This is a genomic window from Reichenbachiella ulvae (assembly GCF_025833875.1).
In the GTDB taxonomy this organism is placed as follows: Bacteria; Bacteroidota; Bacteroidia; order Cytophagales; family Cyclobacteriaceae; genus Reichenbachiella; species Reichenbachiella ulvae.
Map to the genome: position 1 here is coordinate 5,396,651 of NZ_JAOYOD010000001.1, position 19,448 is coordinate 5,416,098.

The window sequence follows — 19,448 nt, forward strand, 5'->3', positions numbered from 1 at the left end:
TAAAATACATTTCGCAAATGGATTTCTCCTTACGTCGAAATGACAACTAATTTTGAATAGTAACCCATGAATATGAACGTAAAAGAAATTTTAGCCAAACTGGTTTCTTTCCCTGTACTGGGAGGAATGAGTAATCTCGAAATCATCCACTGGATCAAGGAATACATCGAGTCCCATGGCGTAGAAACGCACATGGTTCCTAACGAAGAAGGTACAAAATCTTCTCTTCACTGCCGAATCGGCCCAGCTGTAGATGGAGGCACAATTCTTTCTGGACACACGGATGTGGTGCCTACAGAAGGACAAGATTGGCACACCAATCCATTCGAATTGGTCGGCAAGGGAGACGATCGCTTATATGCGCGTGGTTCATGTGACATGAAAGGCTTTGTGGCCTGCTGTCTGGCTATGCTACCGGAGATGGTAAAGGCGGATTTGAAAACTCCGATCTACTTTGCCTTTTCCTATGATGAGGAAATTGGATGTCTGGCCGGGCCGGATTTGGTGGCGGCTATCAATGCGTACTATTCTGAAAAGCCAAAGTATGCGATCATTGGGGAGCCTTCTTCTATGGAACCGATCGTGGGTCAGAAAGGAATCTGTGTAATGGAAACCCGCGTCAATGGATCAGCTGGTCATAGCAGCAGAATCAAGCAAGAAGTAAGTGCCATTCATGAGGCGGCACGCTTGGTGGTTTGGTTAGAAGATAAAATGAATGATTTAATCGCCAAGGGACATTTGGACGATCGATTCAATCCACCCCACTCCTCACTCCACGTGGGGAAGATTCATGGCGGTATCGCTCCCAATATCATAGCAGATGATGTACGATTCTTTTGGGATGTGCGTGTGATTCCTGGAGATGATGTTGAAGAAATTATAGGCGAATTCAGAGCGCATTGTATGGCCAGAGAAGAGGAGAGAAGAAAGGTGTTTCCAGATTTCAAGATTGACGTAATTGTAGATCACCCATTGGTGTTACCATTGGATACAGCAGCTGATTCCGATGTAGTAGATTTAGTGAAACGCCTGACGGGTAATCATGAGTTGCATACCGTGGCTTATGCTGCGGAGGCAGGGCAATATGCGGATGGCGGTTTTCAATCTATCATTTGTGGGCCAGGCTCGATGGATCAGGGCCACCGCGCTAATGAATTTGTGGCAGTGGAGCAGTTGGACAAGTGCATGGACATGATGCGAAAATTAATCCAAGAGAATAGCTGATGGGAAGGCAGTATCGATTCAAAGGCTTATTGACAGAGGAAGGATGGCTGGAAGATGCATTAGTTTCCCTGGATGAAAAAGGGAAAATACGATCCATAGAATCCAACTCATCAGAAGGAGAGTATGTTGATGGTTTTGCCTTGCCTGGCTTTCAGAATGCACATTCGCATGCTTTTCAGTATGCGATGGCGGGTCTGGCAGAGATGCACGATCCAGCTCAACGAAACGATGACTTCTGGTCCTGGAGAAATTCCATGTATAAAGTGGCTCTTAGTATTTCGCCAGATCAGCTGGAGGCGATTGCCACCATGCTTTATGCTGAGATGCTGCGACATGGCTACACTTCGGTTGCAGAGTTTCACTATCTGCATCACGATCAGAACGGCAAGTCTTATGACAATCCCTGTGAAATGGGAGAGCGATTAGTAGTCGCTGCGCAGAAGGCGGGAATTAGAATCACTCTGGTCCCGATGTTTTATCAGAAAGGAGGTTTTGGTCAGGAAGCGGGCGAAGGGCAGAGGCGCTTTTTATCAAAAACAATAGATGATTATCAAGCCTTGCTTGAAAGCACAAGAGCTATGGTGGCTCAATATGATCATGCGAGCTTGGGCAGTGGGATTCATTCGCTGCGTGCAGTGGCTGAACATGATGTGATCCAATATGGTCAATCGATGGATCCAACGCTCCCTTTTCATATTCATATCTCTGAGCAATTAAAAGAAGTAGAAGCCTGCCTGGATTATCATGGCCAGCGACCGGTGGAATGGCTATTGAATAACTGCCCAGTAAATAAAAATTATCACCTGGTGCATGCGACACATCTGTCTGATGCCGAGGTGGAGGGCATAGCTCAGAGCGGAGCACATGTAGTGATTTGTCCATCTACAGAAGGCAATTTGGGAGATGGTTTGTTCTCCTTTGATGATTTCAAAAAGCAAGGTGGTCGATGGAGCATCGGCACAGATAGCCATGTAGGGTTAAATCCTTTAGAGGAATTGAGGATATTAGATTATGGTCAGCGTACTCGTTCGCACAGTAGAGAAACCTATGTGAGCGAGACCAGTGGAGACAGTGGTTTCAATGCGATCCAGATGGCCTGGAAGGCTGGGCGAGCAGCGATGGGAGCAAGTCAGAATCATTTCTTTGGGGTTGGGGAATCCTTGGACTGTGTGGTGATGGATGCGCAAGCCCCTTTGATTGCTGCATCAGCTGCTAAGCATCTCTGCAATACGATGGTTTATAGCACAGATGTTTCTAACGTGATGGGTACGATGGTTGATGGAGAATGGAAAGTACAAGCAGGAAGACATTTGCAGCAAGCTGAAATTACTCGAGAGTTTATTGAGGCGATGGAGGAAGTGGGAGTTAGAAATTAATTCAAGATTCAAGATTTGTCCAACTAAAGGTTGTTTCTTCGTGTCTTAAGGGTATACCAAAATAGAAGAGCATGCAAAAGGTTGTATTAGTATTATCATTGATATTTCTGTTTATGTCAGCCTGTGAAGAAGAGACAATCCAGGAAGAGCAATTGAAGGATTTGAATGAAATGATGGATGAGATTCAGACGATAGCTTCTAGTGTAGATTGTACTGACCCTGCAGACTGGGCTTACACAGGCTATGGGTCCAAAGCCTGTGGAGGACCTGTAGGTTATATAGCTTATCCTACGACTATAGATACGGAAGTCTTTCTGGATTTGGTAGCTAAATATACTGCGGCACAGTCAGCTTACAATGAAGCCAATGGAATTGGAAGTGACTGTTCGGTTCCAGCCCAACCAACAGGAGTGGTTTGTGAAGAAGGGGAAGCTATATTGGTGTATGAATAAACAAAAAAGGGAAGCTATCAGCTTCCCTTATCAAATTCTTTTGTGCTTTCCTTTTTTTAGAAAAATGCCTTGAAGACATCATTGAAGATAGCAAAGCCCATTAGGCCTAGTAGCAAAACCATTCCTACCTTCTGAGCGCCTTCAAGGAACTTGTCTGATGGCTTTTGCCCTGAAATCATTTCATAAGTCAAGAACACTACATGCCCTCCGTCCAATGCAGGAATTGGCAAGAAGTTCATGAATGCGAGTACCATGGATAGTAGACCGGTTAATCCCCAGAATTTGCTCCAGTTCCAGGTACCGCCGAACATCTGCGCGATACCAATAGGGCCGCTCAGGGATTTAGAAGCTGATACTTCGCCTCGGAATATTTTACCGAAGGCTTTGATGTTGACCCAAACCACGTTGAAAGCTTCAGTCGTTCCTTTTTCAACTGACTCTCCGAAAGTATATTCATCATGAGCAAAGTCAAGTCTATACTCAGGATAGAAGCCCAATGTCCCGTCTTCCGTCACATTCAAGGCCAAGGTTCTTTCGCTACCATTGGCGCCTTTAACCACGGCTGCTATTTTCTTTTCTTTGTTTTCTTTTAACAGTGCTTGAAACTCTTCAAAGTACTTTGCTGGTTTGTCATTGACTGTTAGGAATTGGTCTCCTTCTTCCAGCCCTCCATCTGCGGCAGCACTTCCTGCCATCACTTGTCTTACCTCGAATGGTTTGCGGAAACCGATGAACTTGCCGTCATACTTCTTTTTATCAGCATACTTGTCCAGAAAACCAGTTGGAAGGGTCAAAGTAAAAATGGAATCTTCTCTTTGAATTTTGAAAGTTGAATTCTCCTTAAGAATCACATCGTTGTTGATCAGGTCAGAGAAACGATTGTAATCGCTTCCATTTACCTCCAGGACTTTATCACCTGTTTTGAATCCAACTTCTTCGCCTAAAGGATAAGCAACAATACCGTGCTGGTTTAGCGCTTCCTTGGTCAGGTAAGATTCTCCCTGGCTATAATTCATAAAGATGAAAATCACGATACCAGTGATCACATTCACAATGATACCGCCCATCATTACGATCAATCTTTGCCAAGCTGGCTTGGATCTAAATTCCCATGGTTGAGGTTCGGCAGACATGGTTTCTGTGTCCAGAGATTCGTCGATCATTCCAGAGATCTTTACAAATCCACCCAAAGGAATAGCTCCAAATGAGTATTCTGTTTCTCCAAATTGGAATCCAAAGATTTTTGGAGGGAAGCCGATCGAATATTTTTCCACTCTCATACCGAAAGCCTTTGCTGCAAGCAAATGCCCCAGTTCGTGCAATCCCACTAATATCGAAAGTCCCAACATCAGTTGGGCTGCCATGATTAATCCTTCCATTCAGTTATTTTTTCTAAAGCTAATCTTCTTGTTTCCTGATCGGTTTCTATGTAGTCTTCCAAACTAGGTTTGGCTACAAAACTTACCTCTTGCATGCATGAGGCAACCAAATCAGACATTTCTATAAATCCTATACGATCTTTCAAAAATTCCGATACAGCGATTTCATTCGCTGCATTAAGGACGCAGGGTTGGTTTCCGCCCTTTTTCAATGCTTCGAAAGACAGCGCCAGATTCCTAAAAGTATCCATGTCCGGTTTTTCGAATGTCAAAGATGGGTATTCTGTAAAATTGAACCTAGGAAAAGTACTTTTAATTCGGTCAGGAAAAGTCATGGCGTATTGAATTGGGAGTTTCATATCGGGCAGTCCCATCTGCGCCTTGATCGATCCATCTTCGAATTGCACCATGCTATGGATAATAGACTGAGGGTGAACCACTACGTCTATTTGTTCGGGAGTCAACCCAAACAACCATTTCGCTTCAATTACTTCCAGGCCCTTGTTCATAAGCGAGGCAGAATCAATCGTGATTTTGGCTCCCATGTCCCAATTGGGGTGCTTGAGTGCGGCTTCCTTTTTTACAGTGGATAGAAACGCTCTATCCTTACCTCGGAAAGGTCCTCCAGAGGCAGTAAGGATGATTTTTTCAATCGGATTGCCAATTTCTCCAGTCAGACATTGAAAAATGGCTGAATGCTCTGAGTCTACTGGAAGGATGGCGGATTTATGTTCTAGGGCTAATTGGGTGATTAATTCGCCCGCTACCACCAGCGTTTCTTTGTTGGCTAGGGCAATGGTTTTACCAGCTTTTACCGCATGGATAGTTGGTTTTAGACCAGCATACCCCACCAAGGCTGTAAGCACAATATCTACTGCTTCCAGTTCAGCAATATGGCAAAGCCCGCCTTCCCCGGCAAATACTTTGATGTCATGGCTGTCCAGTGCATCAAAAACCTGATCGTATTTGTCTTCATTGCCAATGACTACTACGTTGGGCTTGAATTTGAGTGCTTGTGATATCAGTAGGTCCGCATTGTTGTAGGCCGAAATGGCTTCCAGTTCAAAATTGTCAGGATTGGCTTCTATCACCTCCAGTGCCTGCGTGCCAATGGAGCCAGTGGAGCCAAGTATTGAGATCGTTTTTTTCAAGGTCTGTTGTATTATTGAGTCAATCTTAATTTTATCAAATCATCCGCAATTTTTCGATCATTCGAAAGCCTCGGTACTTTGTTTTGTCCTCCCAATTTGCCTTGAGATTTCATGTAATCGATGAAGGCATTTTTCTTCAATGGGACGATTTCTAGTTTTTCGAGTATGTTGCCGGTGATCAGGTCGTCGTAGTAGCTGTTTAGTTCTGTTAGCTTTTGATCTAGTACGCTTCTAAAAGCCTCCATGTCTTGAGGTAGTTGATTGAATTCTATCAGCCATTGGTGTCTTGGAAGACCGCTTTCTGGTGTGACTTGCGGTGCTACGGTAAATTCTATCAACTCTGTCTCTGGGTGAAGAGAAACGGCATGGTTCATGGCTTTTTCCACTTCCTGACCAATTACATGTTCTCCAAATGCAGAGATGAAATGCTTGATACGCCCTGTGACTAAAATACGGTAGGGGTCTTTGGATACGAATTGAATCGTATCACCAATCGAGTAGCCCCATAGGCCAGCATTGCTGTTGATAATGAGTGCATAGTTCACTCCCAACTCAACTTCACCAATGCTCAATCTGGTAGGGTTCTCATTGAAATATTCATCAGCAGGAACAAACTCGAAGAAAATGCCAGAGTCAATAAGTAGGAGCAATCCTTTTTCATCCAATGTATCCTGATAGGCGATGAAGCCCTCTGATGCTGGGTAGGTTTCTACCGAATCAATCTTTTTGCCTATGCTATCAAAGAGCTTGGCTTTATAGGGTTCGAAATTTACCCCGCCATATACAAACAGTGAGAAGTTTGGGAAAACGTCTTTGATGGCTTTGCCTGTCTTTTCTGTGATCCGATCGAAGTACATCTGAACCCATGGCGGAATGCCTGAGATCAAACTCATGTCTTCGTTTAAAGTTTCTTCTACGATCTGGTCCACTTTTGCCTCCCAGTCTTCCATGCAGTTGGTCTCGTAGCTGGGCATTTGGTTGGAGCGGAGATAGCCCGGCACGTGATGGTTGACGATACCGGAAAGTCGACCAGTGTGGATGCCAGAGGTCTGTGTCAATATGGGGCTGCCCGAAAGAAAGATTAACTTCTTGTCCAAGAATATGCTCTTGCCAGAATTGTGCACATAGGTGAGCAGGGCGTTTCTGGCACTGTTGATATGGTTGGGGATCGAGTCTTTGGTGATTGGAATATACTTGGTGCCTGACGTAGTGCCTGAAGTTTTAGCAAAATAGGCCGGCAGCCCAGGCCAAAGCACGTCCTTTTCACCTTGCTTGATTTTTTCTATGTAGTATTTCAGCCCTTCGTAATCAACGATCGGTACTGCTTTTTTGAAGTCCTCATAGTTACTTATTTGATCAAACCCATGATCCTCTCCGAATTGGGTGTGCCTGGCCTTTTCTACTATAGACTTAAGGATTTTATTCTGAGTATTGACAGCATCCATTGACCACTTTTTTTGTTGGCCTACGATGTATTTGGCAAAAGGCTTACTCAGTATCGATCTAAATCCCATGACTTGATATTTTTTGATCTCTTAGATTATGCCGCAATATAAAACCTTCGTAAAGAAAGCTAGACTCGATAACTAACTTTCAAACTTTGAACTTTATACTTTCAACTTAAGACCAGCTCCAATCGTGATCGGCTACTTTTTCTAGCGCTGCAACTAATAGATCTGTAGAGCCAGTGATGTCATCTTTGTGCGCCATTTCTATTACCTGATGCAAGTGTCTAGTAGGGATGGAAATGGCACCAGCAATGGCTCCATTTTTTCCTCTTTGCTGAATCCCTGCTGTGTCGGTACCGCCAGCAACCAGGATTTCATTTTGCCATTTGATATTCTTTTCGTCGGCAGTTTCTCTCAAGAAACGAACCATGCGCTGGTCACAGATGGTCATAGCATCTAATATTTTGATGGCTGTCCCGCCACCCAGCTTGGTGACATGCTCGTGTGGTTGAGCGCCTGGTAGGTCGTAGGCTATCGTAGTGTCCAGCGCAATCCCAAAATCAGGGTTGATGCTGTGTGCAGCTACATTGGCCCCTCTCAACCCGACTTCTTCCTGCACGGAAAAGACAGCATAAAGATCCGCTGAAGGAGACTTGATTTTTTTCAATGTTTCGATCAGAATAAAGACCGATACGCGGTTGTCAATAGACTTGCAATTGACACAGTCTCCCATTTCGATCAATTCTCTTTCGCGTGTGATAGAGTCACCTACTGCTACGACTTTCTCTACTTCCTCTTTGCTCATGCCCAGATCGATAAAATAATCTTCCAGTTTAGCCACTTTTTGACGCTCCTCCGGGCTCATGACATGGATGGGCTTGCTTCCCATTACACCTACAATGTCTTCTTTGCCATGAATGATCACACGTTGTGCGGTCAGAGTCTTTGGGTCAAACCCACCCAATGGTTGAAAACGAACAAAACCATTGTCATCGATGTGACTCACGATGAATCCAATTTCGTCCATGTGCGCAGCTACCATCACTTTTTTATCGGTTTCCCCTTTCTTGATGGCAATGATGTTGCCCATGTTGTCTATTGAGTAGGAATCTACATGGTCTTTGATCTCTTCAATGATCAGATTTCTGATTCTGGATTCGAAACCAGGCGCACCTGCGATTTCACAAACTTGCTTGAGTAGTGTCGTATTAAATGTCATAGTGATACAAATAAAATGGAAGCATTCTATATGGTCGGCTATCAACCCACATTATTTCCTGGGAAATGCTAAAAGGGAAATAGGAATGCATTAATAAGAGAAAAATTGAGCGCACAAAAAGAGCTCGATCGGAGCAACGGTTGTTTTACACGGGCGTAATGCAACCTAAACCTTGTGCATATTTTTATTGAAAAAATTGTGCGCACGAGAAGATTCGAACTTCCACGGGCATAAGCCCACCACCCCCTCAAGATGGCGTGTCTACCAGTTTCACCACGTGCGCTTGAATTGGGATTGCAAAAATAGAATTAATGATGAATTTTCCATCACATTCTGAAATTAAACTGCTCGCCATATCGAATCTACGAAATAGCCTCTGTCATCTTCGAGGTGCTGATCCACCACAAAACCACATTTTTTGGCTAGAAATTCAATTTCCTGGAGGTCATATTTTTTGGATATTTCGGTTTGGATGGATTCCCATTGTTTCAAATGAATGCGTTCTCCGGCAATGGTTACTTCCTGATCTACAAGGCTAATCAGAGAACTTTTGCACTCTCCTGTATCCGCATTGTAATGAGGGTAGTGGCGAAATTTGGAAACATCAAAATCTGCATCTAGTTCACAATTGATCCTCCGGAGAAGGTTTAAATTGAATTCTGCCGTTACACCCTCTTTGTCATTGTATGCTGCTAAAATGGTGTCAGGATCTTTTTTGAGATCTATCCCTATGAACAAAAGGTCATTTGGATTGATGTCTTTTCTAATTTGGGATAAAAAATTAATGGCTTGATTGGTTGTGAAATTACCAATATTGGATCCAAGAAATAGAATGATATTTCTTTTGCTACTCGAATGACTCAATTCGTCCAGAACCTGAAAATAATCTCCTTGCAGCGGTGAGATTTTTAGTTCGGGTATTTCCAACTTTAAATTTTCCTCCAGTCCCTCCAGTGCATGAGCAGATATGTCAATCGGCATGTATTCAAAATCTGCCTTCTCAGTTATGAAATGCTTTAATAGTACTTTGGTTTTGTAACCATCGCCTGCTCCGAATTCTACCAAATTGAAAGCTTCTCCATTGGGGCTAAAAGCCTTGAGAATTTCTTCTTTCCGGGATTGGAATATTTCATGCTCAGCATTAGTAAGGTAATACTCCTCCAACTTCATGATCTTTTGAAAAAGTTGATCACCCACCTCATTATAAAAATATTTGGAGGAAAGTCTTTTTGGGTTGGAACGCAAGCCTTCCAATACATCTACGAGAAATGTAGAATCAATTTTTGTTTCTATGCTGTCAATCATGCTTTGCAAGTCTGATACCTGAAAAAAGCCAGTTCAGGTGAGGGTGAAAAAAATTGCGGTAAGTAGCTCTGATGTGATCTTTAGGAGTGGCATAGGATCCGCCTCTCAAGACCATTTGGTTGATCATGAATTTTCCATTGTATTCGCCAAGGGCTCCCTCAGCAGTTTTGTAATAGGGATAGGGGTGGTAGGCTGATTGTGTCCATTCCCACAAGTCTCCATAAAACTGATAGTTGTCGGAGCTTTTTGTCATCGGCTTGTAGTTTTCTGATTCGACGAAATTGGCTGCATCAGGTATCGTGGGTTGATAATTTCGGCAGGCCACTTCCCATTCAAATTCAGTAGGGAGTCTCATGTCTTTCCATTGGGCAAAAGCCGCTGCTTCAAATTGACTGACATGACTTACGGGTTCATTTGGGTCGATGGGTTTCAATCCGTGGAGGGTGTATTGGTGCCACTGACCGTCGATTTGATGCCAATGAAAGGGGGCAGTTTTGTTTTCCTTTTGTACCCAATCCCATGCTTCGGAATACCAAAAACGGAAATTTTGGTAGCCTCCATCTTCTATGAATTCTAAATATTCTGCATTGGTGACGAGGCGGTTGGCTATCTGATAGTCATGTAGAAAAACCTGATGTAGACCCAATTCATTGTCAAAGCAAAAGTCATTTCCCTGATGTCCAATCGTGTAAATCCCTTCTTTGATGGGAAGGAAATCTAAGGCTTGAGTTGGTGTCGATAGAGAAGGTGTTGAAGCCAGATAGGATGGGAAAAGGGGATTGGTGCCGAGGATGTATTTGATATCGTATAGAAGGAGCTCTTGATGTTGTTGTTCGTGCTGCAGGCCGATTTCGATGATTTTTTTCTCCTCTGGACTGAGCGATGCTCTGGTGGTAAAGAAGACTGCCATTTGCTCGTCGATATAGGATCGATACTCATATACTTCGTCGACCGTAGGGCGGCTCAGGTTACCTCTGTTGGTTCTCAGGACTCTCTTTCCGACTGTTTCATAGTAGCTATTGAATACATAATTGTATTCAGGATGGTAAATCTGATAGTCCTTTTGATACGGTTCTAAAAGCATTTTTTCGAAGAACCAGGTGGTGTGGCCCAAGTGCCATTTGGGGGGGCTGACATCTACGATAGGCTGTACCACGTAGTCTTCTGCCTTTAGCGGATGGCACAGCTTTTCAGACTGAGCGCGAACTTTGATGTATTTGTCTCGCAAAACTGCGAGACAATTATCTTCTGTTTTTTGAGGTTTTAAAGCTTGGATAGTCAGTGAAATTTGGGGTTTCTACAATTTACCCAATTCTAACGCCAAAATGGAAGGATCGGTTCCGATAGCATTTGGTATTTTTCGTCAAAGCATAAAAAAACCTCTTCAGTAAGAACTAAAGAGGTTTTGAAATTATTATGTTCAACTTCGAAATTATTTCGCAGCTGCAAATCTTTTGTTGACTTCATCCCAGTTGATCACATTGAAGAATGCAGAGATGTAGTCAGGTCTTCTGTTTTGGTAGTTCAAGTAGTACGCGTGCTCCCATACATCTAGACCCAAGATAGGTGTTCCACCACATCCTACGCCTGGCATGATTGGGTTGTCCTGATTCGCAGAAGAGCAAACTTCTAATTTGCCATCCACTACACACAACCAAGCCCAACCAGAACCAAATCTAGTGGCCGCAGCTGCAGCGAATTTTTCTTTGAAAGCATCGTAAGAGCCGAAAGCCTCGTCGATAGCTGCTGCTACATCACCTGTAGGGTTACCGCCACCATTTGGGCTCATGATCGACCAAAAAAGTGTGTGGTTAAAGTGTCCACCTCCATTGTTTCTTACAGCAGCATTGTCGCTGTGGTTTTTGATCAAATCTTCGATAGACAAAGAGTCCATGTCAGTACCTGCAATTGCATCGTTTACTTTCGTTACGTATGCATTGTGGTGCTTACCATGGTGGATTTCCATAGTTGCCTTATCGATATGTGGTTCCAATGCATCATGTGCGTATGGTAATGATGGTAATTCAAAAGCCATGATTGTTTCGTTTTTATGTTCAAAAATTATTTATCGTAAAAGTAGAGGTTATTCAACAGAATGAAAGAAAAAAACATCATTCTATTCGATCGCCTCATAGTCTCAATCAATACAACGAAGTGAGCCACTACAAGATTCAATTCTCGTTAGGAAATTACTTTCTTAGTTTTGCGAAAAAGTCTTTGACTAGTTGGCCACATTCGGCCTCTAGAATTCCGCCTTTCCATTCGGCTTTGGGATGGAGTATTTTTTCACTCACTTGAGAGAAACCCCTTTTTTCGTCATATGCGCCGAAAATCACTTCATCGAGTTGCGACCAATAGGTAGCCCCAGCGCACATCACGCAGGGTTCCAGGGTCACATACAACCTACATTTGGCCAGGTACTTGGCACCAAGATAATTGGCAGCAGAAGTGATGGCGAGCATTTCCGCATGAGCGGTCACGTCATTCAGCCTTTCGGATTGATTGTATGCTCGGGCGATGATTTTGTTTTCGCAAACGATCACTGCTCCGACAGGAACCTCTCCTTCCTCAAAGGCATATTGAGCCTGCTTAAGGGCCTCTTTCATATACGCCTCATCGCTATGTAGTCCAGGGATCATTTGATTTTGCCTTTAATGGATACACCGTCCATGATTTTTTTGGCAGTTTCTTGCCACTCATTTTTGTATGCTGCTGGACAGGTAAAATTAAACACCAATGCATGTCGTCCTACTATGATGTATTGAATGTAGGTGTATTTGACAATGCTACCATCGTCTCTGAAGGAGTTTTCGTCAGGCTTTATAGTAGATACGAATTCCATGTAAGCGGCTTGCTTGCCATTGACTTCCTTAATCCCCTCTGAGATGACTTGCACATCGTCGTAGAGATTATAAATATTGCTTTTCTGAAAGCTGGCCATGATCTCTACATCCTTTTCAGCCCATTGCGTCACGGATTGATTGACTCCCAGGTCCACCTGTAGTGATTCGTCGGTGTACAACACCAAAGGCTTCTTGGTGGTGAAATATTTGCTTACGATTTCATCATCAGTCATCGGACGAAAACCTGAAGGGATAGGCATGGTGATGTTTTCAGTGACCTGCGTATCTGTCAAATTTTGAAAAAAGGAAGCGAATATTAGCTGAGTCGCAATGAATAGTACTTGCATGAGTGCTGATTTAAAAATGTCATGATTTTCTAATCCCAAAGCTCTTAAATCTAAAGGACTTGAGCTGTAAAAATCCAAAATTAAAGTAGTAGGCCATGAAGCCCAATACCTGTGAATGATTAAATTTGCGCCTCGATTTTTACTGACAAAGAAAAAGAAGCATGCTTAGAACTCACACGTGTGGAGAATTAAGAGCCGAAAATGCCGGCAACCAGGTGACATTGTGCGGCTGGGTACAAAAAGTAAGAGACAAAGGAGGGATGGTCTGGATAGACCTCAGAGATAGATATGGCGTGACTCAACTCATCTTTGATGAAGGGGAGACGGATGCCAAAGTATTGGAGAATCTGAAAGGAATAGGCCGCGAATTTGTGCTGAAAGCTACGGGTGAAGTAGTGGAGCGCTACGCGAAAAATGATAAGATCCCGACTGGAGATATAGAAATTAAGGTTTCTGATCTGGAAATACTGAATCGCTCTAAGGTACCTCCATTCATTATTGATAATGATACGGATGGAGGAGAAGATCTTCGTATGAAGTATCGATACCTTGATCTGAGAAGAGGAGAGGTGAGAGATAAGTTGATGCTTCGTCACAAGATGTTGCAGGCGACTAGAAAGTACCTTTCTGATTCCAGCTTCATGGAAGTGGAAACACCGGTGTTGATCAAGTCCACTCCAGAAGGAGCGCGTGACTTTGTCGTGCCTTCTCGAGTGAATAAGGGCGAATTTTATGCCCTTCCTCAGTCGCCACAGACTTTCAAACAGCTTTTGATGGTGTCTGGATTTGATCGTTATTTCCAGATCGTGAAGTGTTTCAGAGACGAAGATTTGAGAGCGGATAGACAGCCGGAGTTTACTCAGATAGACTGTGAGATGTCTTTTGTGACGCAGAAGGATATTCTTGAGACCTTCGAAGGCTTGACAAGATTCTTGTTCAAAGAGGCCCTGAATGTTGAGGTTGGCGAGTTTGTGCACATGCAGTATGACGATGCGATGAGATTGTACGGTTCGGATAAGCCGGATGTACGTTTCGGGATGCAGTTCGTCGAATTGAATGATGTGGCTCAAAATAAAGGGTTCAATGTTTTCGATCAGGCTGAATTGGTGGTAGGAATCTGTGCAGAAGGATGTGCGGATTGGACTAGAAAGCAATTAGATGCTTTGACTGATTTCGTGAAGCGACCACAGATAGGAGCCAAAGGATTGGTACATGTAAAATGTAATGAGGACGGAACCTTCAAATCCTCTGTAGATAAATTTTACTCTCAGGAAGACCTGAAAGAATGGGCAGATAAGGCGGGTGCTAAACCAGGAGATTTGATCCTGGTGCTGTCTGGTGATAAGAATGCTACTCGTAAGCAAATGAATGAACTGAGGCTGCATATGGGTGATTTGTTGGAGTTGAAAGACCCAATGAACTTCAAGCCGCTATGGGTATTGGATTTTCCATTGCTGGAGTGGGACGAGGAGACTCAGCGCTATCATGCGATGCACCACCCATTTACTTCTCCTAAGGAGGAGCAAATCCCACTTTTGGACACGGATCCAGGATCAGTAAAAGCCAATGCATATGACCTGGTAATCAATGGTGTAGAGATTGGCGGTGGATCGATCAGGATTCACGATCAGGAAACACAGGCATTGATGTTCAAGCATCTTGGGTTCAGCGATGAGGAAGCCAAAGCGCAGTTTGGCTTCTTGATGGAAGCATTCGAATATGGTGCCCCTCCTCATGGCGGTATTGCATTTGGTTTCGATAGATTGTGTTCTATGTTTGGTGGATCAGATTCTATTCGCGACTTTATCGCATTCCCTAAAAACACATCTGCAAGAGACGTAATGATTGAATCTCCTTCTCCGATCTCGAAAGATCAATTGGAAGAATTGGGATTAGATGTATTGCCAAACGAATAAGCGTGAGGTGCTATCTGCTTTTAGTAATAATTGCCCTTCTGTCTTTCGAGATCAAGGGACAGGAAGCAGATAGCCTTCTTTCCAAAAAGAAAAAAAACTATGCGGTGTATCCGGTGCTGGGTTACTCTCCTGAGAGTAAACTCAATCTGGGTGCGATCGCATTTTTTGTTTTGGATAAGGAAGGGACGGAAAAATCTGAATATCACAGACCCACGTCTATCACTCCCTACATTATATTCACCACCAACAAGCAAATTCAGATCAAGTCCGAATTTGATTTCTATTTCAAGAATGGATTGAACCTGGGGCTAGAGGCGCGTGTGTTCAAGTTTCCTGATTCTTATTATGGTATAGGCAATGAGAATGATCCTGACGTATTCGAGCGATATGGTAATCGCTTTGTCCAGTTTGAGGGCAAATTAATGAAGCCTTACAGCTCGAACATTTTCTATGGCTTGACCTACGATCTGCAATACAACTCTATAGAACCAGAAGCAGGAGGGTTGCTTGAGCTACAAAATCCTTCGGGGACGAACGGGGGTTGGAACATGGGGATAGGTCCAGCATTCACCTATGACTCTAGAAATAGTACGATCTACCCGACAATGGGCCAGTTGATCAATGCTTCTGTCGCGTATTTTGGTCAGGTTTTAGGCGGGGAATATAATCATATGAAATACTCCCTGGATTTTCGCCATTACTTCGAGTTTCTAGGTCCAAAAAATGTAGTTGCCTATCAATTCAGGACAGACATGATCTCGGGTGATGAAGTACCCTTTTACAAGTTGAATATGATGGGAGGGGAAAAGCGCTTGCGCGGCATTGAGCACAATAGATTGTACACCGATAGACAAAGTATGTATTTTCAGGTAGAGGGTAGACAGGAGCTATTTTGGCGACTTGGGGGTGTTTTGTTCGCAGGTATGGGGCAGGTATTCAACAGCTTTTCTGATTTTGATGCTAAAAACACTAGATTCGTATATGGTTTGGGTGGACGATTTCAGGCGATCCGAGATCGAAAACTTAACATTAGATTGGATGTCGGTTTTACAGACAATGGGCAATCTGCCTTTTATTTGTCTGTGCGAGAGGCCTTTTGAAATTTGATTTATTTATTTTTGCGGTCAACCAGCAGGAAAAAGACGTTAATTTATGGCGGAGAAAAAAAAATTACTGTATGTCGACGATGAGGTGGCCAACCTCAATGTGTTTAGAATAGCATTCAAGAGAAGATACCAAGTGACGACTGCAGGTAGTGCAGAAGAAGGGCTAGAACTTCTGAAAAATGAAAAGTTTGACATCATCGTCTGTGACCACAGAATGCCTGGTATGACTGGAGTAGAAATGCTTCAGATCGTAAGAGATGAATATCCTGAAATGAAGACAATCGTGATTTCCGAGTATGTCAATGATGAAATCATTCGTGAAGCAATCAAGCAATTCGGGTTAGACGGTAGCATGGGCAAGCCCTGGGATGCTGAAGAACTCATTTCTATCATAGAAGGATAATTCCTTTTGCAGCTAGATATATCTACACCGGCCTTATTATTTCCAGCCATTACACTTTTGTTGCTGGCTTATACCAATCGTTTTTTAGGTTTAGCTTCCCTTATCCGAGATTTGCACAATCGCCATCATCAGGATCAAAATTATCAACCCGTAGTTGAGCAGATCAAAAACCTAAGAACTCGCTTGGGGATGATTAGAAGAATGCAGGCACTAGGTGTGTTGAGTTTTCTGCTGACTGTGACTTGCATGATTGCCCTTTTTCAAAAAAGTTATGAGGTGGCCAACTACCTCTTTGGTGCGGCGCTCGTAGCACTTCTACTTTCTTTGGTGTTTTCCCTTATCGAAATTCAAATCTCTACTAAGGCACTCAATATCGAGTTGAGTGATATGGAGGATAAGCTTTAAGGCATAAAAAAACCTGAGTCACCAGCTCAGGTTTTTCATTAAAATTGTGACAATCTACTTATACAATTTTGCCTCCATCGAATAGATGGCATCCCCATGCCAGGATTCAGTATATGCATTATACTTTTTAAAGAAGGCCTTTCTTTTTTCTTCATCAGGCCAATACGCCATGACTAGCTCTCTATTCTTGTCTGCCATTTTTTCAACATCTGCCAAGGATTTCAAAATGTAGACTTTGATTAAGTCTCGGCTGTCTGCACCATAGAAGTGACGCATGGGATAGTAGCCCAAAATCATATCATTCTTGTGAATTACGTTTTTGTCAAACTCTTCCGAAAGCTTCATGATTTCATCCGTCGAGCCGCCTTCAGGAGTTCGTGCTATCCTGAATTTTTGCATGTACACGATCAAGCCGCTATCTGGCTTCTGAGCCAATGGTTTAGCGTTGGGTAATGCAGAATAGATTTCATCTGAGTGCATGGTCGAATAGTACTTGCTTCGCTTTTTGCCCAATGCTTGACGATCCTCTTCTTTCTTCCAGGCTTTTTCTGCTAGCTCACCACCTATTTTTCCTGCTTCATCTATGGCATTCCAGTCTTCGTACATGTTCACAAATAGGATTTCTGAATTGTCATCTGTGTAATAGTGATAAAGTGTCCATGCACCTGTGATTTTTTCATTGGGCACGACCGTCTTTTCGTGAATCTCAGTTTCTACCTCATACCACCCTTCAATAGATCCTGTAGTATCAGCAGACCAGTGTGCAGTGGAGATGGTGATCAATTGTGATTGGGCAGGAAAGAATAGTACGAGCCCTACTAGCCCAAGTAGGGATAATTTAAAGTAATTCATAATCTTAATTGGTTAGGTAAAAAATAATTTTCTATAAGTTAACGAATTGAAAACTATTTCTATCACTATCAGGGCGTTAATTCAGAATAATATTTGGTTTTCTTTCTTTAGATGAGAGTATTTTTGGATGGGGCTGGTAAATACGAGTGTATATTGTTGAATTCTTAGTCTGGAAGAATTATGGCAATAGTAAGTTGTAGCCGTTTTGGATGAGTTCGAAATATTTTTCTACATTGAATTGATAAAAGTAAGCTCCTTTTTTTGAACTGGATTTGTCCTTAATATCCAGTCGGTCCAGATAGCCCGCAGATAGAATTTTCTTTCTGAAGTTGCGGTCATCAAGTTCTACTTGTAGTATTTCTTGATACAGTTTCAACAACTTCGGAATGGTGAATTTTTCAGGCAATAGATTGAAGCCAATGGGTTTTCTTCTGGAGTCGTCTTGTAGGATGTGAAGTGCATCTTCTACCATTTGATTGTGATCGATGACCAAATCGGGTATTTCATCGACATTAAACCATTTGGCATTAAAAGATTTGACCAGCTCATCTTTCTGCTCATCAATTCGAATCAGACTGTAATAGCCCAGGGAAATTACTCTAGCTCCAGGATCTCGTTCTACTTCCGAATAAGATTGAAAATGTTCCAGGTAGACATCTTTAAGTCCGGTGAACTTGGTCAAGATACGCTGAGCGGCGAATTCAGCAGATTCGTCTGGTCCTACAAAACTACCGATGAGTGACCAGTTACCAGCTTGGGGTTCAACTTGTCTTTGAAACAACAGTACCTTTAGCTTTTCTTCTTCAGGATCAAATCCAAAGATTACATTGTCCACTGCCACAAGGATGGGCTTTCCGTCTTTGTAAGTTTCATTGTGCTGGGCAACTTTATTTTCTGAATTTTCACTCATAAGTCAAAGATAATAATTTAAACGTTTATTGTACGTTTAAATTAAAAACGTTAAATTTACGTTTAATAGTTAAAGTTTAGTAACCCATGTCAAAAAAGAAGATTTTAGTAACAGGAGGTTTAGGCTATATCGGTTCTCACACAGTGGTGGAGTTGATGGAGGCTGGGTATGAAGTTCATATCGTTGATGATTTGTCGAATGCCGAGGAGAACGTATTAGATCGGATAGAGCAGATCGTGGGGAGCCGACCGATGTTCACCGAGTTAGATTTGAAAAATGAACAGGCAGTTGAAGCATTGATTGCTGAAGGAAGTTTCGATGCGGTTGTTCATTTTGCTGCTTCTAAGTCGGTGGGGGAGTCTGCTGAGAACCCACTCTTGTACTATCACAACAATCTTCTAGGTATGGTAAGTTTGATTGCAGGAATGAAAAAACACGGTGTGTCTAACATCGTGTTTTCATCCTCTTGTACTGTATATGGTCAGCCAGATGTGCTGCCAGTTACTGAGCAGACACCTATTAAACCTGCAGAATCCCCCTATGGGAATACCAAAAAAGTAGGGGAGGACATACTCAGGGATAGTGCCAGGGCTTATGAGGGAATTCAAGCCATCGCTTTGCGTTACTTCAATCCTATCGGAGCGCACAGTTCTTCATTGATAGGAGAGAGACCCAAAGGAGTGCCTAACAATCTAATGCCTTATCTGATGCAAGTCGCAACTGGTGAAAGAGAGGTGTTAAGTGTGTTTGGTGATGACTATGATACACCCGATGGTACTGCAGTAAGAGACTATATCCATGTAGTAGATCTGGCTAAGGCTCATGTGATAGCTGTGGAGAGACAATTGAATGGCACGCAAAAAGAATCTTATGAATTTTTCAATCTGGGTTCAGGCTCAGGTTATTCCGTTTTAGAAATCATTCAATCTTTCGAGAAGGTGAATGGAGTGAAAGTGAATTATAAAATCGCCGATCGTAGAGCTGGTGATATTGAAAAGATATATGCTGATAATAGCTACGCTAAAAGCGAATTGGGCTGGGAAGCTCAACTGAGTCTTGATGATATGATGTCATCGGCATGGCAGTGGCAGCAAAAGTTAGAACAAAATTAA

General features: G+C 42.8%; 19 protein-coding genes and 1 tRNA gene. 8 read left to right on the forward strand and 12 right to left on the reverse strand.

Features of this window, described 5'->3' with window-relative positions:
* Positions 1-72: 72 nt before the first annotated feature.
* The 3 genes from argE to N7U62_RS22160 all read left to right on the forward strand — a co-directional run bounded on the left by argE (position 73) and on the right by N7U62_RS22160 (position 3,052).
* Positions 73-1,224: an acetylornithine deacetylase gene (gene argE / locus N7U62_RS22150; protein WP_264140305.1), complete on the forward strand. Its 1,152-nt coding sequence runs from the start codon at positions 73-75 to the stop codon at positions 1,222-1,224.
* A complete protein-coding gene (hutF, locus tag N7U62_RS22155; RefSeq protein WP_264140306.1) occupies positions 1,224-2,600 on the forward strand; it encodes a formimidoylglutamate deiminase in 1,377 nt (458 codons plus the stop codon). The genes argE and hutF overlap by 1 nt, the downstream gene beginning before the upstream one ends.
* Positions 2,601-2,671: 71 nt before the next feature.
* On the forward strand, positions 2,672-3,052 hold the full coding sequence (locus N7U62_RS22160) for a hypothetical protein (protein WP_264140307.1): 381 nt from the start codon (positions 2,672-2,674) through the stop codon (positions 3,050-3,052).
* A 56-nt stretch (positions 3,053-3,108) separates the two neighbouring features.
* On the opposite strand, the gene rseP is transcribed toward N7U62_RS22160, so the two are convergent.
* The 10 genes from rseP to N7U62_RS22210 form a co-directional block, all read right to left on the reverse strand.
* Positions 3,109-4,431, reverse strand: a complete 1,323-nt coding sequence (gene rseP, locus N7U62_RS22165) for an RIP metalloprotease RseP (protein ID WP_264140308.1) — start codon at positions 4,429-4,431, stop codon at positions 3,109-3,111.
* A complete protein-coding gene (locus tag N7U62_RS22170; protein WP_404818042.1) occupies positions 4,419-5,594 on the reverse strand; it encodes a 1-deoxy-D-xylulose-5-phosphate reductoisomerase in 1,176 nt (391 codons plus the stop codon). Before N7U62_RS22170 ends, rseP begins: the two co-directional genes overlap by 13 nt.
* Complete coding sequence (locus tag N7U62_RS22175; protein WP_264140310.1) at positions 5,594-7,096, reverse strand: GH3 auxin-responsive promoter family protein; 1,503 nt, start codon at positions 7,094-7,096, stop codon at positions 5,594-5,596. Before N7U62_RS22175 ends, N7U62_RS22170 begins: the two co-directional genes overlap by 1 nt.
* A 106-nt stretch (positions 7,097-7,202) precedes the next feature.
* Entirely contained in the window at positions 7,203-8,249 is a 1,047-nt protein-coding gene (locus N7U62_RS22180; RefSeq protein ID WP_264140311.1) for a M42 family metallopeptidase, read from the reverse strand.
* 199 nt (positions 8,250-8,448) lie between these two features.
* Positions 8,449-8,532 (reverse strand) — tRNA-Leu (locus tag N7U62_RS22185).
* 56 nt (positions 8,533-8,588) lie between these two features.
* Positions 8,589-9,554 (reverse strand): L-histidine N(alpha)-methyltransferase, encoded by a 966-nt coding sequence (gene egtD / locus N7U62_RS22190; RefSeq protein ID WP_264140312.1) that lies wholly within the window; start codon positions 9,552-9,554, stop codon positions 8,589-8,591.
* Positions 9,547-10,782 (reverse strand): ergothioneine biosynthesis protein EgtB, encoded by a 1,236-nt coding sequence (gene egtB, locus N7U62_RS22195; protein WP_264140313.1) that lies wholly within the window; start codon positions 10,780-10,782, stop codon positions 9,547-9,549. The genes egtD and egtB overlap by 8 nt, the downstream gene beginning before the upstream one ends.
* A gap of 204 nt (positions 10,783-10,986) precedes the next feature.
* A complete protein-coding gene (locus N7U62_RS22200; RefSeq protein WP_264140314.1) occupies positions 10,987-11,589 on the reverse strand; it encodes a superoxide dismutase in 603 nt (200 codons plus the stop codon).
* 154 nt (positions 11,590-11,743) lie between these two features.
* Positions 11,744-12,193 (reverse strand): nucleoside deaminase, encoded by a 450-nt coding sequence (locus tag N7U62_RS22205; RefSeq protein ID WP_264140315.1) that lies wholly within the window; start codon positions 12,191-12,193, stop codon positions 11,744-11,746.
* Positions 12,190-12,744: a DUF1795 domain-containing protein gene (locus N7U62_RS22210; RefSeq protein ID WP_264140316.1), complete on the reverse strand. Its 555-nt coding sequence runs from the start codon at positions 12,742-12,744 to the stop codon at positions 12,190-12,192. The genes N7U62_RS22205 and N7U62_RS22210 overlap by 4 nt, the downstream gene beginning before the upstream one ends.
* Before the next feature lie 161 nt (positions 12,745-12,905).
* On the opposite strand from N7U62_RS22210, the gene aspS reads away from it, so the two are divergent.
* Genes aspS through N7U62_RS22230 form a run of 4 tightly spaced genes read left to right on the forward strand, consistent with a single transcriptional unit; the run spans position 12,906 to position 16,574 of the window.
* Positions 12,906-14,660, forward strand: a complete 1,755-nt coding sequence (gene aspS, locus N7U62_RS22215) for an aspartate--tRNA ligase (RefSeq protein WP_264140317.1) — start codon at positions 12,906-12,908, stop codon at positions 14,658-14,660.
* Positions 14,661-14,662: 2 nt separating this feature from the next.
* Positions 14,663-15,760, forward strand: coding sequence for a BamA/TamA family outer membrane protein (locus N7U62_RS22220; protein ID WP_264140318.1), 1,098 nt, complete (start codon positions 14,663-14,665; stop codon positions 15,758-15,760).
* A gap of 52 nt (positions 15,761-15,812) precedes the next feature.
* On the forward strand, positions 15,813-16,169 hold the full coding sequence (locus N7U62_RS22225; RefSeq protein WP_264140319.1) for a response regulator: 357 nt from the start codon (positions 15,813-15,815) through the stop codon (positions 16,167-16,169).
* A gap of 6 nt (positions 16,170-16,175) precedes the next feature.
* On the forward strand, positions 16,176-16,574 hold the full coding sequence (locus N7U62_RS22230; protein ID WP_264140320.1) for a DUF2721 domain-containing protein: 399 nt from the start codon (positions 16,176-16,178) through the stop codon (positions 16,572-16,574).
* 54 nt (positions 16,575-16,628) lie between these two features.
* Here the strand turns inward: N7U62_RS22230 and N7U62_RS22235 are convergent, their stop codons facing one another.
* Together N7U62_RS22235 and N7U62_RS22240 are read right to left on the reverse strand one after the other, a co-directional pair.
* Positions 16,629-17,426 carry a hypothetical protein gene (locus N7U62_RS22235; RefSeq protein WP_264140321.1) on the reverse strand — a complete coding sequence of 266 codons (798 nt, stop codon included), beginning with the start codon at positions 17,424-17,426 and terminating at the stop codon, positions 16,629-16,631.
* 178 nt (positions 17,427-17,604) lie between these two features.
* Positions 17,605-18,336 carry an NUDIX hydrolase gene (locus tag N7U62_RS22240; RefSeq protein ID WP_264140322.1) on the reverse strand — a complete coding sequence of 244 codons (732 nt, stop codon included), beginning with the start codon at positions 18,334-18,336 and terminating at the stop codon, positions 17,605-17,607.
* 86 nt (positions 18,337-18,422) lie between these two features.
* Here N7U62_RS22240 and galE point away from each other — a divergent pair, with 86 nt between their 5' ends.
* On the forward strand, positions 18,423-19,448 hold the full coding sequence (galE, locus tag N7U62_RS22245; RefSeq protein ID WP_264140323.1) for a UDP-glucose 4-epimerase GalE: 1,026 nt from the start codon (positions 18,423-18,425) through the stop codon (positions 19,446-19,448).

Excerpts from the sequence above, each read along its gene's own strand:
- argE (WP_264140305.1), top strand. The coding sequence starts at position 73 with ATGAACGTAAAAGAAATTTTAGCCAAACTGGTTTCTTTCCCTGTACTG.
- hutF (WP_264140306.1), top strand. The coding sequence starts at position 1,224 with ATGGGAAGGCAGTATCGATTCAAAGGCTTATTGACAGAGGAAGGATGG.
- N7U62_RS22160 (WP_264140307.1), top strand. The coding sequence starts at position 2,672 with ATGCAAAAGGTTGTATTAGTATTATCATTGATATTTCTGTTTATGTCA.
- rseP (WP_264140308.1), bottom strand. The coding sequence starts at position 4,431 with ATGGAAGGATTAATCATGGCAGCCCAACTGATGTTGGGACTTTCGATA.
- N7U62_RS22175 (WP_264140310.1), bottom strand. The coding sequence starts at position 7,096 with ATGGGATTTAGATCGATACTGAGTAAGCCTTTTGCCAAATACATCGTA.
- N7U62_RS22180 (WP_264140311.1), bottom strand. The coding sequence starts at position 8,249 with ATGACATTTAATACGACACTACTCAAGCAAGTTTGTGAAATCGCAGGT.
- egtD (WP_264140312.1), bottom strand. The coding sequence starts at position 9,554 with ATGATTGACAGCATAGAAACAAAAATTGATTCTACATTTCTCGTAGAT.
- N7U62_RS22200 (WP_264140314.1), bottom strand. The coding sequence starts at position 11,589 with ATGGCTTTTGAATTACCATCATTACCATACGCACATGATGCATTGGAA.
- N7U62_RS22205 (WP_264140315.1), bottom strand. The coding sequence starts at position 12,193 with ATGATCCCTGGACTACATAGCGATGAGGCGTATATGAAAGAGGCCCTT.
- N7U62_RS22210 (WP_264140316.1), bottom strand. The coding sequence starts at position 12,744 with ATGCAAGTACTATTCATTGCGACTCAGCTAATATTCGCTTCCTTTTTT.
- aspS (WP_264140317.1), top strand. The coding sequence starts at position 12,906 with ATGCTTAGAACTCACACGTGTGGAGAATTAAGAGCCGAAAATGCCGGC.
- N7U62_RS22225 (WP_264140319.1), top strand. The coding sequence starts at position 15,813 with ATGGCGGAGAAAAAAAAATTACTGTATGTCGACGATGAGGTGGCCAAC.
- N7U62_RS22235 (WP_264140321.1), bottom strand. The coding sequence starts at position 17,426 with ATGAATTACTTTAAATTATCCCTACTTGGGCTAGTAGGGCTCGTACTA.
- N7U62_RS22240 (WP_264140322.1), bottom strand. The coding sequence starts at position 18,336 with ATGAGTGAAAATTCAGAAAATAAAGTTGCCCAGCACAATGAAACTTAC.
- galE (WP_264140323.1), top strand. The coding sequence starts at position 18,423 with ATGTCAAAAAAGAAGATTTTAGTAACAGGAGGTTTAGGCTATATCGGT.